A 13,464-nucleotide genomic window follows, 5' to 3' on the forward strand; every position below is an offset into this window, starting at 1 on the left:
TCTCGCAATCGCTTAGACCGCGGGTTACTATGAAAAATGGGCAGATCAAAAATACATTTTTTTAACCATCTGAATGAGGAGGTATAATTTTAGTATCAAGTTGATCTTTACTTGCCTTTAACATTGCCTCTCGGATCGCACTCCAGTCATTAACCTCTACTGCCGAATGATGGCATGCAATCTCCCCTCCCCCCGTTTCTTGCCCACTGGCTTCAAGCGCAGTAAGGAAGGCCTTGAATCTTTCCAGCTTTTTTTGATCCATTTCCAGAACTCCTTCAGAGTGCCGAGTCGATATTGAGTGCGCGGTTTAACTCCTCCTCACAGACAGCACGTAACTCTTTGAGGTTTAGCCTAGATATTGCCGTTGTCAAGACTTCAACCTGGTCCCGAAGCACCTTCTGTTCGATTCTTAGCCTAGAGACTGCATACGCTTGATCGACCGAGGACACATCGTTGGAGCGGATTGCCTTAGCAAACAACTGTGTAAGCTTGCTAAACACTAAACAGGCCTGAATAATTCCATAAACTGGTCGCTGCTTATGACGCCAAGGAGACCAAAAGTCCTCATCCTGGAAACCTTCGGGTTGAAACACTGCTAAAGCATCGTTTAGCCAATTATGCGTCGCTTCATGTAAAAGAGTCTCGGCAAGCCTAAGAGGGCTCTTCATCACATCGCTATACATTGTTCCCGGCACGCCGCTTAATGTGTAACTATTGCTTGCATCAAGCATTCCTATCTCGCGAAGAGTGATGATGACCCCCACTGAGTTGCTCGTCGTTTCAGCGAAGCCCCATTCTTGTAATAGTTCATTTGCTTTCGAGAATGAGACTTGGAACATAGCCTGCTCCGCTTGAAGCGCAGTTGCAGTAGCCAAATATGGAGGGGTCTCGTATCCATGCTTTTTCGGAAAAAAGCACTTGTTTGCATCAAGTATCACCACGTCCTTACAGCTTTCAGCAAACTCCATCACCTTTGAAAGAAGAATAAAGGCCGGATTGACGTCTTGGTTGTTTTTTATCAAGTATGAAGCCATATAGGTCGCGTGACTTACAAGAGACATAATGCTTGGCTTGTTTGAACTATATAATTTATCCAACCCCACCTGAAACAAGACCTCCAGCGCTTTAAGATTACGCTGATATCTTACAAGACGATGAAACGCTATATCTTCATTTAGTTGCACGTACTCCAATCTTTTAAGAGCGTTATCACCCTGTGAGTATTTTTTATTTATCAGTGGCCGACCTTGCCCCACTGCTAGAAGATCAGGTAGACGCTTGCTCATCGGTGCCCATTGAAAACAAAAGCTTGTTGGGGTAGATCCAGGAATATCCGGGTGCATCTCCCAATGATTCCATGTTTCGGAAGGAGACTCGATTAAAACTTCAAATACATGACGCCTTTGTACTTCCACTCGGAACGGACGCATATCATGGTAGTATTCGCCACGATATTGAAATTTCTCAACTGGTACTATTAAGCCAGTTTCCTCTTCAAATTCTCGAACAGCAGCCTCCACAGGAGCTTCATTTGGTTTAATGGTGCCGGAAGGCACTTGGTAGCCAACTTCAGGGTGGTCTGCATGAGAGAAAATCAGAAGTCCATACTTTGACGTAGCGTATATAGCCGACTTTTGCTTATTAAGCATAGCCAATTACCCCCTAAGCCTCGCCGCAAAGAACAGATTATCTCGGCACTCCGGAACATCTGTAATTTGATTTTGTAGCAATTGTTTCGAGGAGATTAATTCGAACCCAAGAGCGTTTAGCATTTCAAAAAAACCATCTTTATCGAACAATTCCAAAAGGCAGTGTTTGGCATCTATATTTTTTCCGGAATCGGAAAAGGCCATATAACGATGACCATAGAATTTGCCGCACATCGTTTGTCCATATTCATCTAAAACATACGCGCTTTTATTTACACCCGCAATCCATGGTGGTGCTGCGTCCGGAAGAACCTGTATAACTTTAAGGCTCGCGGAGTTTGAACTGCGTAGCCTAACATCCCCGGCGATGATTACGCCTGGCTTAGATTTTGATGCGATCAAACCTAATAATTTTTTGACATTAGAAATACCTATTGCATTGAGACATTCGTATAGCACGCAGATGAGGCCGAATTGCAGGCGATCACTTTTAATTAAATAAGACATGATATCAGAGCATAGAAATCTAGCGCCATCTTGAGTAGACGTGCTTGCCATCTGGACTATAGCTGGATTAATTTCCACCCCTAAATATGTTCGTATGTGACCTTCCTTAAATAGTTTAAGACATATTGCACCCAAACCAGAAAACAGATCAAGAACTGATGCCATTTTGCACTCTTCAATGACCTCTGACATCCAAACTGAAATTATACTAGAGTTCTTCACCCCTCTTGAAGCTTGATCAGTAGAGGGATCGACTTGAAACTTTAGCATAGCTTGACCAATTATTGGATCTGCCCAATTTACATTTGATAGAGTGATCAGTGGCAACTCGTGAAATGAAGGGAGATTTGTCCTCCTTAAGATTTCTACCAAACTAATATTGGTGTTCATGATCCACCTCCACCCTAAAATACAGCGAGATTCTCCCTCATACTTTCCGAGGCAAGCTGAGCCTCGAAGGTAAGGGTGTCGAGATAGCGTGACCAAGAGACATCGCTTAGCTTCCTGAGATAAAAGTCTATTACCGATACTTTGATATTGGAACGGCAGTCCAATAGATGGCCTGGTACAATCTCGAATCTAGAGTGGCGAAGATATCCACTGAGGTCTGCCTCAACCTTTTTTAGAGTTCTATATAGAATAATTAACTCTTGGAATTTTCGTGGCACTATCCCTACGTGGCACTCTGCCCCACTGTCGCCATCATACTGATGCCCTTCACAGCTAGTGTAAGTTATAAATCCACCATCAGAGACAATAACATTCACTAAGCAACGAACTCCCGGCTCAATAGATGACCAAAAATCAACCTCATCGGGAAAATACGGATATGCAAATGACCCGGCAACTTCCCCACGAAAATTTATATTTCCGACCGGCGACCTCTTAAAGCTTTTATGGGGCTGGTTTTCAGCCTTCTTCGGCGAGTCCCATCGGCAAATAAATGCGTTCAAGTCATCAATAGAGTTTACATCTCTTTGGGCCGGCCTCTCTTTTCGCATACTACTCCTTCTTTAGCATTATCTTTGCATTATCAATTAACGCTTTCCGATGATTGCAATACTCATCATCTCGGTCAAGCTTATACAGCCTCTTGCGAGTCGCTAAGCAACCACCACCGCACGTTGATTGATATTCGCATGAGAGACATTTTCTGATTAAACTATTAATTTCACACGAAATATTTTCTGACCATTTCTGTATTGAGCCACTATATGCATTTGAAGGCTCGTTTGAATAATGAGCAAATGAACGCTCTAATTCATCGCATGAACCGGATGTTCCATCTGGATACAGTGTGTAGACGTGGGCGCACTTACGGGACGTATAATGACAGTTATTAAGTGGAACTCCACTAACTGCACGCAGTGTTGAGACGGCGGGCTCCATCAAAAAAAGATCAACCCCAGTGCCTTCTATCCAATAGTCTGTAGCTGCCAAAATGAAATCAGTGTATTCAGCAGGCGAAATTGCCCAGGGGGTTCCTTGCTCACCATGAGCGTTAATTTCTCCCCTAATCTCATTGCGGCGTAGAGGCCCATTACCTTGGGTTACTCCAAAGTCAAAGCAAGGTACAAATTTCACGATTTTAATTGCTGTATAATTAGAAAAAAAATCCAGAATATGAGAGGCCTTACCGAGTGATTGACGACTCACTACACAGATCACACCAACATCGACGCCTAACTCACCGCATAGACTTATCGCTTTCAGAGCGCTATCGAATGAGCTATTTCCTTTAATGTCTGCTCTTTGCGAGTTTATTTCATCCGGCCCGTCTATGCTGATCCCTATCTGTATATTTGGGAATGCGCTGTGCAGGTATAGTATGAACTCCTCATCTAAAAGCGTTCCATTAGTCTGGATTGTCACTCTCGAGATTCGGGACTGGTTATCTTCCAGAACTTTTGAGAGAAACTTAAATTCCTCTTTCGGGTACAGCAACGGCTCTCCGCCGTGTAGTTCTATTGCGAGCTTTGGATGAGGGATAGACAGCAGAAACTCTTGTACTGTACTGGCTTTAAGTATTCTACTACCGGAATAAGGCTTGCGTTTTTCGTAGCAATAGCTGCAATCTAAATTGCAACTTTCTCCTACGAGCTTCAATATAACTGAGCAGGCATCTTCAGCCTTTGGCGGGGAGAGTATAGGGCTTAAATTTTGGTGAGTCATGCAGTGACCACTCCCCATGTTCTAATAGCTCCCCACGAATCACACGCCTAGGAGAGGTGAATTTTCTTGGTTTTGTAAGCGTAGGATACCATTCAGCAATGAGCAAACCTTCTCTTTGAGACTGGACTTCTCCTCCGAATTGTCGAGCCTAAAGATTTGATGCTCATGGAGAAACGTAAAATTAGACTTCCAGAGTTCTTCGTAGGCATCAACGATACGCGTTAGATCGGCAGGCCTCTCGTAGTGGCGTGTATGTTTACCCCTCTGTAGGATTCTTCGATATGCCTCCTCGGGATCTATCGCCACATAAGCCACCAAATCCGGGATTGGCGTGCCGGCATTAAAGTGCGCTTCTAGCGTTTCTCGCATCGGAATCCCATATAAAACCCTATGATAAACAGCATCACTATAGATCCATCTGTCAGCAATAACCGCAGCCGAACTTATTGCTTTCATCACGTTATGCTTCCCATGAAGGGATTTATCGCTTAGATAGGCGCTGGTGAGTACCTCTGGGAGCACTTTGCTCCGCTGCTCACGAGCTTGAATTATTAGTCTACTGTTCCATGGATGAAGCCAAGAGTGTTGCCCAATTGTGACAGCGGCGATTTTTCGTGATTCCAATTCGCTTTTGATAAGCTCACGGATCGTCGTCTTTCCGGCACCATCACATCCCTCTAGAACGATGAAAGGCATCATTTATATAGCTCTTGTAGAGTTGGTGCGTGATCAAACGCCGAGCCTGATAGAAAAGCCTGGCGATTCCAGCATCGATTCCAATACATGATAAGGTGTCTAGTTAAAGGGTAACTCTCTAAAGAAGCTGCTATGGACTCGCTATCATTTAATGACATTACCTCAAAGGGCACACCAGCTCTACTTTTTAGTTCTTGCGACATAAGACTTGAGTAATGTTTTTTAGTCAGTTGCACTATGTCGCTCCCCTCATCGAAACATCTTGCTCTCGCTGCATCCTCCGATCGCATCCACATATGAGCGATGTTACCTGCTGCAGCCAGTAAAATTTGCATCGCATCCTCATCAACTGTGCGAGCTTCAAGATCGAGTGACGCAACATAATTTACATCCTTCCTCAAGTTCAAAGCGACAGCACCTATAGACATAACAGGTAAATAAACAAGCCCTAAATCATCTAGGTAAGATAACGCCCGCCCCACTCTCGACCTGCCTTGCTTGCTGCTTAACAACGAGTCCACAAGGAAATTTGTATTGAAAGGCCCTTTAACTTTTTTGGTGCATTTAACTGAGGTGTACTCATCCCTCGTTGCGAGGGATATCAGATCTAATGATCCCATCCTCAATTTATCCTTCGTTTCGCGGGCTTCAGGATATAAACAACCTAAAACTGGCTCAACGAATTGAAAGTGAAAATGGATTGTTCGTCCATCTAGCATTCCCGACTGCATTGAGTCAAAGCCTTTATCATATGGAGTATTGTAATGCGAAAATTCAGGATAAAGTGAGATGTGCTCCGAGCCCAACTTAGTCATCACTCCACTCCTTGACATGTATTCTATATCTAGGGACCTGAGGGCATTAAGAGTTGGCCTTTTTCAGAACGAGCAATACTCTTTAATTTATGTCTAGCACTACTCTTTGCTTTTGTCCAGCTCGTAGCATTGGCACCTCTCGGCTGGTGCTCCTTTCGACCCATACATTACCAAACCCTAGGCTTTCCTAGTTTTTTTAGGCTGAGTAACCAGATACTCTTTTGAGCGAGACGGTGTTTTATCAATCCAACTTAATTGTTAAGTTATAAATAGCTTCCCCAGTAAATTATTGACACTGCAACGGCCAATAATGATTTAAGCAGTTTCACCAATGGAGCATATGTTAACGTTACAAATCTAACCACCAACTGTCCTCTTCCTACCAAAAACCCAGATATCGCTTCTCAATAACTTTCGTTATTTACCACCACCAATAAAAGCATCTAAACACTGTAAATTATAGAGACTTCTGACGCCAACCACTTACTGTAATGGTGCCCACTGCGGACACCACCCCCCCTCAGCAAGTGTTTACAACTTCGATAACAACAGACGGTGGCACCATGAGAGGCACTGAATTTTAAATGTCGGGAGTAGCCAGCTTTATTGTAGATAAAACACTTATCTAGTTAATCTCCAACCCCATCAAATTAAATAGCTTTTTTTTATTAGTTTGACCATGCTGCAGCAACAACATGTAATAGCCATCGTAGCAACCCTTAAAGGAGTTAAACCCCTCATTGTCGCACCTGTCTGTTTCTCCGTGAATAACTAGGTGTTTAAATTCAATCCTAACCTCACAATGATCATGGTGATTGGTAAGCGAGCCACTCACAAAATAAACCAAATCAAAGTCCTGACCCAGCATTATGAAGTTTACTGCATTTTTATAATCATCCAGTTTCTCATAAGTTTTTATTACTACTGGAAATCGCCCTACTTCTAAATCCAACATCCCGACAGCAATAGTATCTTTGGCATAGCTTGACACAAAAACTGTTAGATTATTATACTCAACCGCGTAAGATGATTCGTCAATACGTTTAACCGATAGCGCTAGCGTCCTTTTCCAACCTATATCTAAAACCCCTACCGATTCATTAACCTTTAATTTATTCAGTTGATCGGATAAATTCCTGATTAACATAGGTACTCCCAGAGAATCTCCTTTTTCGAGTAGACAAAAAGCCAACCCCCTTCCTGCGATATAATTATCTGGGGCTTCCGCAAGGCATCTAGCAAACAACTCTTGTGCTTCCTCGACTTCACCGTAGAACCTCTTTATTTCTCCTTTTTGCGAAAGTGCGTCGGGAAGGCCAGGCTCAAGTAAAAGGCAGATTTCTATATGTTCAAGGGCGGCGCTGAATTGACCTTTGTTGTATAAGCACACACCTAGATTTAAGTGTGGCGCCCCGAATTTCTTGTCTACACAGGTGGAAAATTCAAAATAATCAATGGCCTGATCTACTTTATCGACTCTTAAATATGCAACTCCAAGATTGTAAAGAATTACTGCATCATCTGGCTTGTAATGATTTGCGGACTTTAAAAAATCCAGCGAGAGAACGTAATCACCCTTTTCTCCCAGCGAAGAACCTTTAATGGCGAGCGCATAATGTAGGCATGGGTCAATTGCAAGGGCTTTATTGCAATAAGTGATTGCTTCATCGTGCTGGTCGAGCACATGCAGAATTGCAGCACACTTAATATATATTTGCTCGGACTCAAGCACGTTTGCGAGTTCAGTGTAAGATTCCAGCGCACGATCGTATTCTTTTTTCTTCAACAATGTCTCGGCATGACTTATTTTTGATTCGACCTTTTCCAGGATGATTTCTCTTTTAATCGAACTTACGTAGCCATGCTCGATGGCAATTTGTTTTGAGTGCTTATGAAGTAAACCAATTGCTTCTTGCTTAGTGATAAACCCTCGATCAGCTCTTTTTTTAGCCGCCAGGAGCTGAAAATCACGCATGCAATTATCCCCATCGATCAATAAACCTCTGCTTATCCCCCAAGACAAAATATGCAGGCTAACGATTTCCTCAACTTTCCCTTCGGGAACAGTATCAATGAGCCACGTTCTCGGTACATCATCAATATTTTTGAATCCGAATCTAAGTAGCACCTCTTCAAAATCTTGCGAAACCAATCTTTTTGATGTTGCACTCTCTTCAGATGACTCGACATTTCTGTAATGCTTTAGGTATGTCAAAAAAGTTGAAAGGCGTTTATTTATGGTGGATCCTATAAGTATCTTGTTTTCACCAACATGCTCAATGGCCAGCGGCACAGACAACTCTTCAAGTTTAACTTGCAATAGAACTTTTTCATTTTCATATATCAGGGAAAAATCGTCATCTGTTTCTATCCCCACCGACAGAAAACTACTTTCGTTCAAATTTTTCATGAGGTAATAGATGGCGCATGAATCTTGAAAGCTTAGCCCTAATGATGAGTTAGCCCCACCTGTTTTGGATCTGCCAAAATAGCTGTCTTTATTCATGCTCTTAGTCTTTTTAAGTAAAAACGATGCAATCGTCGGCCAAAATAAACATCAAATGGATGATCAATTAAAATGCAATTTCGCACGGGGCTGTTAGAGGAGATAGACAATGGAGAAATGGTCACATCAAAGTATCTCTAAGGGCCGTATACGTCTACTGTAAACCAATTTTTTGAAGCGTTAACTACGGTGGTTTACAGAGCAAAAAATCGGTTTACATGGCGTTACTAGACCTCATGATCCGTCGGTTCGGTTTTACAAGCAACACTGCGATCACCATGCTCAGCTACCAGGGATGACGGCCTCCCCCCTTACCATTTGGCAAAGGGAAGCCGCCGATATCGCCCTCCCGGATTCAGTCGAAGCATGCCCCCCCATGCCCTTTTCGGGCGGACTGATACATTGGCACTCCGTGCACTCAGCGTGCCCAATCGCCAAAGGGCGCATCAGCTTCAATGTAGCGGGCTGCCGACTGTACATCGCGCCAACCGACATACTCCATTAACGCCTTGCTGCTCCACTGGTTGCGACTGGCCCAGGTGGCAAAACCTCGGCGTAGTGAATGCGCAGTGTATTCCTCGCCAGACACACCGCTGCGCAAAAACGCAAGTCGCAAAATGCGCGAGAGACTGTTCGGGTTGACCGGCTCCTCCGCTAAATGGCCCCAGCGATCGATGGCGCGAAACACCGGCCCATGATTGATGCCACTGACCGCCAGCCAGTGTTGGTAGGCATCCACTGGGCAGAGCCGCTTCAGCGCTGGAAGCACCAAAGTACGTCCGCGATGGTCGCGGTCGGTCTTGCTGCTGGCGAGGAAGATGTCCAATGCTTGCCCTTCGCGTAACTGAATATGCTCCACACGCAGCCGGCACAATTCGTCACCCCGCAGCGCACGCCAAAAACCCATAAGGAGCAACGCCTGGTCCCGCGCCGCACGTAACCGCAGCGCCCACTGATCGGCAGTCAGTTGCCCGGTCAGACCCTCGATGCACGCTTCCAACCGCTGTAACTGCAGCGCTTCAGCCTGCTTGATGGGTTGCGGATGCAGCGCCTGAATTCCACGCAGAACATCACGCACCCGCGACGCCTTGGTCGGATCATCGAATCCGTACTGCCGGTGCCACTGGGCCAAAGCTGCCAGGTGCGTGCGCAGGGTGTTGCTGGATAACTGGGCACCATAGGCGGCCAGGTAGCGTACGACGCTTTCACTGGAGGCCGGAAGCACCCCGCCCCACTCCGCCTCAAAGTGTTCAACGGCTTGCGCGTAGCGCCGCAGGGTGCTGTCGCGTCGCGCCGCCTGCAGGTATCGCTCGGCTGAATCGCTCATCTCACCTCCCGCATACAACCATTTCAGCCCCTGCGCCGAAAATGGCTTATCACGTTCAAGAATTCAGCATTCTCGAACGCCAGTCCGTCCGAATTCCTGCCGTCCTAAAGGCAGGGTTACAGCTGTAATTGCATACTCCGTAAACCAGTACAAAATCGTCGGAGTCAGGCCATGGCACGTGGTGGCATCAACAAGGCCGTGGTGCAAATCGCCCGCGAAGCGCTGCTCGCCCGCGGTCAGCACCCCAGCATCGACGCCGTGCGCGTGGAGCTGGGCAACACCGGTTCGAAGAGCACCATTCAGCGCTACCTGAAGGAACTCGGCGCCCGAGAGCAGGCGCTGCCGCCTACCCCCGACGAGGAACTGCACAGCTTTGTCGCCGGTTTAAGTGCTCGCCTCACGGTGCTTGCCGAACAGGCGGTCGCCGAGGATCGCCAGCGCCTGCAGCGGGATCGTTCGGCGTATGAGCAGCAGCGGCTGCAGCACCAGGCGCAAATCGATCACCTGCAGAGCGCTTACGCCGGCCTCGATCGTGAGCTGCAGGCCCTGCGTGAGCACGAACGAACACTCCAGGAGCAACTGCGCCAAGCGGACGGCGAATGCCAACGTTTGGGCCAGCTGCAACACGACCTGAACCAGCTGTTGATCGAACGGGCGGCGCACCTCCAGTCATTGGAGGACAAGCACCGCCAAGCGCGCGAGGCTCTGAAGCACTTTCGCCAAGAGCATCTGACCCAGCGTGAGCAGGAAACCCAGCGTCACGACGCGCAAGTGCAGCAGTTGCAACACGAGTTGCGTGCACTACGTATCAGTCTTTCGGACAAGCAGGATGAACTCGCCCGCCTATTCCAGGACAACGAACGGCTGGTTGGTGAACTGCGCCATAAAGGCCAGCAAGCTCGCCAACGTGAACGTGCACTGCTGCAGTTGCGACAACAAAACCAGGATGCGGAAGTCCGCGAGCAGAGCGCGCAAGCGCGGGTCCAAGCGTTGACCACCGAACACGCCAGCCTGCGCGAACGGGTCAAGCGTCAGGTGCTCACGGAACGGCAGAGCCGTCGCGAGCTGCGGTTCCAGCGGCAACAGATCAAGCGCTTGCAGGACTTGCTCAGTCAATCGGCACCACCACCCTTGACCACAGATGACAGCTAGCTTTGCTCTTAGGCCCCCCCTAGCTGAAGCCCGTTGCTACCGGGGCAGGTTCGGTCGCTGACGCAGCGGAAACGTCAGGCCATTCTCCCATCACAAAACGGTCACGTCGGTGGTCCTCAAGCGCTGCCTCGACCTTCCTAGCAATCCATGACGGTAGTTCAACAGGTGGTGGCGGGCGGGCCAGCGTTAAGGCCTCCTGTCGCAGCATTTCCTGGTCCGGCCGGTAAAGCTGCAACAGGGTGCACGCGTGGAGGTCCCAACCGGCGATCCAGTCGTGACCGCGCATCCATTCACCGCAGCGCTCCATGGCCTCACAGCACTGCTTGAAGGCGGCGAAGTCTGACGGCCAATCATCAACAAGTTCAAAAAAATCGCGCAGGTAAAGTTTATGGAGCAACTCATACAGCGGTGCGCGGACGAAGCACATCGGTTCAGCCATACACACTAGGATCAGATAGTTCAGAAAATGCGTGCGTAACCAGCGACGGTGGGGCGCGAACTGTTTGGACTTCGAGCCCAATAGGGCAAGGACACATCCTAGGTTGTTCCAATCGGGACAGCCAAACAGGCGACGCATTAAAAAGGAGCTATGCGCCGGCAACTTATAGCCGTTTTCCAAGTGTAGGGTCTGCGCCAAATGATCAGTGGGGCGACGCTCATCCCAGAGTGTACTGAGGGCGTTCCACAACGAGTTGGTCCAGCAAGGCCGCACTGCGGGATAAGCCATCAGCAATGCGCTCAACCACGGATCGCGTAACTCACTGCCCGCTAGTAACCGTGCCCACTTGTTGTTTGGGGGTAAGTCCGGATCATTCTGACGATGCTGCTGCCAAGCTCCACCACATTGGGTCAGCGCGCTCCCGTTATGCCGACATCCCCAGCAACTCAGCAGGCTATGAGCAAACACTCGGTTTCTAAGGCGCCGGACTAACGAAATGCGGCCCATGGCACGACCTTCCATTGCAACTTCCAACACCTGTAGTGAAGCACTGTTTTGTCCACAGCGAATGTGTGCCGGAGGCTAACAGTTAACACACACTGATAATACTGGAAAATATTTATGTTATATCAATGAGATAAGTTTCTAAATAAATCACTAAGAGGGGGAAGTTCTTTAAACTAAATAGGCGTTTAATAATATTAACAACTCTGAGATACAGGCCGCCCTTCTGTGCGGCGCCTGGAGCGAAGTGATGAACACCATACTTAATCGGTATCGTTTACGAAAAGAAGCGACTCGACGTCGCGCCAGTGCAGAATCGGCTTTTAGCTCGCCTCGTCTACGGCCCCCGCTGGCGATCTCTCCGCTCTCATCAATCACTCAACCTGAGCGCGACGAAGCGCTTCGGCACCACGCCTTTCCTTTACGAACGACGCTGTCGCTGGCCAACCTCCATCACTGCCCCTATCCGTCTCCAAAGGCCAGTACGCCCCCCAACCTGAATTTGTTTCGCCGGGATAGTTTGCTGTTCGCGGGGGATTTTTCTCGCGATCCCAAACATAGCTTGTTCAGTTACCTGCTGGGCGCGCTCGGGAAGAAGGTCTGCGTCGAACCGCTGACGACATGGATACCCTACATCCATGTCGACGAACCTATGGGTGGGCTTATGCAAATCGTAATACTGTCCGATACACGGACACGCCTTGTACTCGGGGCACACCTTTGCGCTGGGTATGCGGTCTGCGAGTGGGTAATTGGTAAGGTCGAAGCCTTGACGGATCATCCCATTAGACGGCCTGGCCGAACTCGCGCCGGCATCAACAATTACCCTCGGAACGAGCAGACTTCCCCCCCAACGAACCAGCGGTCAAGTGCTGGATCACATAAGCTGAAAAAGCTGCGTCCCTTCGCTCCTAAGCATGTCGGTGAACCACTTCGCTATTGCCTGGACAATGGCCCTGAGTTCGACATGTCCGTTCTTTACTTGAGGGCCTTGGCGGTGAGTGATGTGGACCAACCATCGCTAACACTCTCGGAGCCCAATCAATGGTTACTCGATATGATCGGCAAGCGCCAAATGCGGGCTATACGCTAGAACCGAGCAAACCGTTGGTGTTTGGAAAACCCCGCAAACTGGTGACCTTCGTTGCCTCGCGCAAGAACCAGGTCTCCATAGGCTGCGAGACCTTACTGGAGGCTGATTTTTGCATTCATCTGGAATATCAAGCAGCTATCGCCGCCTACCAATCGCAGCCTTTCACCATCTGCTTCACCGAGTCGAAAACCCGCTATACCCCTGACTTTCTTGCAACACTGGTGGACGGTAACCAGGTTGTGTACGAGGTGAAAAGCTGCGCGGGTGCTCGCAATCGAAAATGGCAAATACGTCGTGCCGTACTTGAGCAACTGTTTAGCCGAAACGGTTTAGGGTTCGAATGCGTTGAAGAGCGTCAGTTTTGCCATCCTATCCAGATCCAAAACCTTCGCACGCTATACCATTTGGGCTACAACGGCAGTCTCGCCAGTGTGCCGTATATGCTTCGCCTACTGCGCGAGCAAACACAAAGAAGTGCGTCGATCAGGTTTTTGCTGAAACAGGGAGTTCCGCAGGCTGATATCACCTGTGCGCTGTTTCATCAACGGCTGCATTGCAATCTGCAGCGCCCGCTGAACTTACTCAGCCGCGTGTGGTGAATGTG

Annotated in this window: 11 protein-coding genes; 2 read left to right on the plus strand and 9 right to left on the minus strand. The window is 48.0% G+C overall.

Annotation, left to right across the window (positions count from 1 at the left end):
* Positions 1 to 61: 61 nt before the first annotated feature.
* The 8 genes from MEB48_RS20490 to MEB48_RS20525 all read right to left on the minus strand — a co-directional run bounded on the left by MEB48_RS20490 (position 62) and on the right by MEB48_RS20525 (position 9,672).
* The gene (locus tag MEB48_RS20490; protein ID WP_237885750.1) at positions 62 to 262 is read right to left on the minus strand and encodes a hypothetical protein; all 201 of its coding nucleotides are present in this window, start codon (positions 260 to 262) and stop codon (positions 62 to 64) included.
* 13 nt (positions 263 to 275) lie between these two features.
* Complete coding sequence (locus MEB48_RS20495; RefSeq protein WP_237885751.1) at positions 276 to 1,649, minus strand: aKG-HExxH-type peptide beta-hydroxylase; 1,374 nt, start codon at positions 1,647 to 1,649, stop codon at positions 276 to 278.
* A 6-nt stretch (positions 1,650 to 1,655) separates the two neighbouring features.
* Positions 1,656 to 2,546 carry a class I SAM-dependent methyltransferase gene (locus tag MEB48_RS20500; protein WP_237885752.1) on the minus strand — a complete coding sequence of 297 codons (891 nt, stop codon included), beginning with the start codon at positions 2,544 to 2,546 and terminating at the stop codon, positions 1,656 to 1,658.
* A gap of 612 nt (positions 2,547 to 3,158) precedes the next feature.
* On the minus strand, positions 3,159 to 4,328 hold the full coding sequence (locus MEB48_RS20505; protein ID WP_237885753.1) for a radical SAM/SPASM domain-containing protein: 1,170 nt from the start codon (positions 4,326 to 4,328) through the stop codon (positions 3,159 to 3,161).
* Positions 4,329 to 4,367: 39 nt separating this feature from the next.
* Entirely contained in the window at positions 4,368 to 5,027 is a 660-nt protein-coding gene (locus MEB48_RS20510; protein WP_237885754.1) for a dTMP kinase, read from the minus strand.
* A complete protein-coding gene (locus tag MEB48_RS20515; RefSeq protein ID WP_237885755.1) occupies positions 5,024 to 5,839 on the minus strand; it encodes a hypothetical protein in 816 nt (271 codons plus the stop codon). The genes MEB48_RS20510 and MEB48_RS20515 overlap by 4 nt, the downstream gene beginning before the upstream one ends.
* 625 nt (positions 5,840 to 6,464) lie before the next feature.
* The gene (locus tag MEB48_RS20520) at positions 6,465 to 8,345 is read right to left on the minus strand and encodes a tetratricopeptide repeat protein (RefSeq protein ID WP_237885756.1); all 1,881 of its coding nucleotides are present in this window, start codon (positions 8,343 to 8,345) and stop codon (positions 6,465 to 6,467) included.
* Positions 8,346 to 8,763: 418 nt separating this feature from the next.
* On the minus strand, positions 8,764 to 9,672 hold the full coding sequence (locus tag MEB48_RS20525; protein WP_237885757.1) for a site-specific integrase: 909 nt from the start codon (positions 9,670 to 9,672) through the stop codon (positions 8,764 to 8,766).
* Between the two features lie 171 nt (positions 9,673 to 9,843).
* Here MEB48_RS20525 and MEB48_RS20530 point away from each other — a divergent pair, with 171 nt between their 5' ends.
* The gene (locus MEB48_RS20530; RefSeq protein WP_237885758.1) at positions 9,844 to 10,824 is read left to right on the plus strand and encodes a DNA-binding protein; all 981 of its coding nucleotides are present in this window, start codon (positions 9,844 to 9,846) and stop codon (positions 10,822 to 10,824) included.
* Positions 10,825 to 10,843: 19 nt separating this feature from the next.
* Here MEB48_RS20530 and MEB48_RS20535 read toward each other — a convergent pair whose 3' ends face one another.
* Entirely contained in the window at positions 10,844 to 11,566 is a 723-nt protein-coding gene (locus MEB48_RS20535; RefSeq protein ID WP_237885759.1) for a hypothetical protein, read from the minus strand.
* Positions 11,567 to 12,811: 1,245 nt separating this feature from the next.
* On the opposite strand from MEB48_RS20535, the gene MEB48_RS20540 reads away from it, so the two are divergent.
* Positions 12,812 to 13,459 carry a TnsA endonuclease N-terminal domain-containing protein gene (locus MEB48_RS20540; RefSeq protein WP_046043416.1) on the plus strand — a complete coding sequence of 216 codons (648 nt, stop codon included), beginning with the start codon at positions 12,812 to 12,814 and terminating at the stop codon, positions 13,457 to 13,459.
* Positions 13,460 to 13,464: the final 5 nt, after the last annotated feature.

Source organism: Pseudomonas sp. PGPR40 (assembly GCF_022014505.1).
In the GTDB taxonomy this organism is placed as follows: domain Bacteria; phylum Pseudomonadota; class Gammaproteobacteria; order Pseudomonadales; family Pseudomonadaceae; genus Aquipseudomonas.

Coding starts and splice junctions, on each gene's coding strand:
- MEB48_RS20490 (WP_237885750.1), bottom strand. CDS start 262: ATGGATCAAAAAAAGCTGGAAAGATTCAAGGCCTTCCTTACTGCGCTT.
- MEB48_RS20500 (WP_237885752.1), bottom strand. CDS start 2,546: ATGAACACCAATATTAGTTTGGTAGAAATCTTAAGGAGGACAAATCTC.
- MEB48_RS20530 (WP_237885758.1), top strand. CDS start 9,844: ATGGCACGTGGTGGCATCAACAAGGCCGTGGTGCAAATCGCCCGCGAA.
- MEB48_RS20495 (WP_237885751.1), bottom strand. CDS start 1,649: ATGCTTAATAAGCAAAAGTCGGCTATATACGCTACGTCAAAGTATGGA.
- MEB48_RS20505 (WP_237885753.1), bottom strand. CDS start 4,328: ATGACTCACCAAAATTTAAGCCCTATACTCTCCCCGCCAAAGGCTGAA.
- MEB48_RS20525 (WP_237885757.1), bottom strand. CDS start 9,672: ATGAGCGATTCAGCCGAGCGATACCTGCAGGCGGCGCGACGCGACAGC.
- MEB48_RS20515 (WP_237885755.1), bottom strand. CDS start 5,839: ATGACTAAGTTGGGCTCGGAGCACATCTCACTTTATCCTGAATTTTCG.
- MEB48_RS20510 (WP_237885754.1), bottom strand. CDS start 5,027: ATGATGCCTTTCATCGTTCTAGAGGGATGTGATGGTGCCGGAAAGACG.
- MEB48_RS20540 (WP_046043416.1), top strand. CDS start 12,812: ATGGTTACTCGATATGATCGGCAAGCGCCAAATGCGGGCTATACGCTA.
- MEB48_RS20520 (WP_237885756.1), bottom strand. CDS start 8,345: ATGAATAAAGACAGCTATTTTGGCAGATCCAAAACAGGTGGGGCTAAC.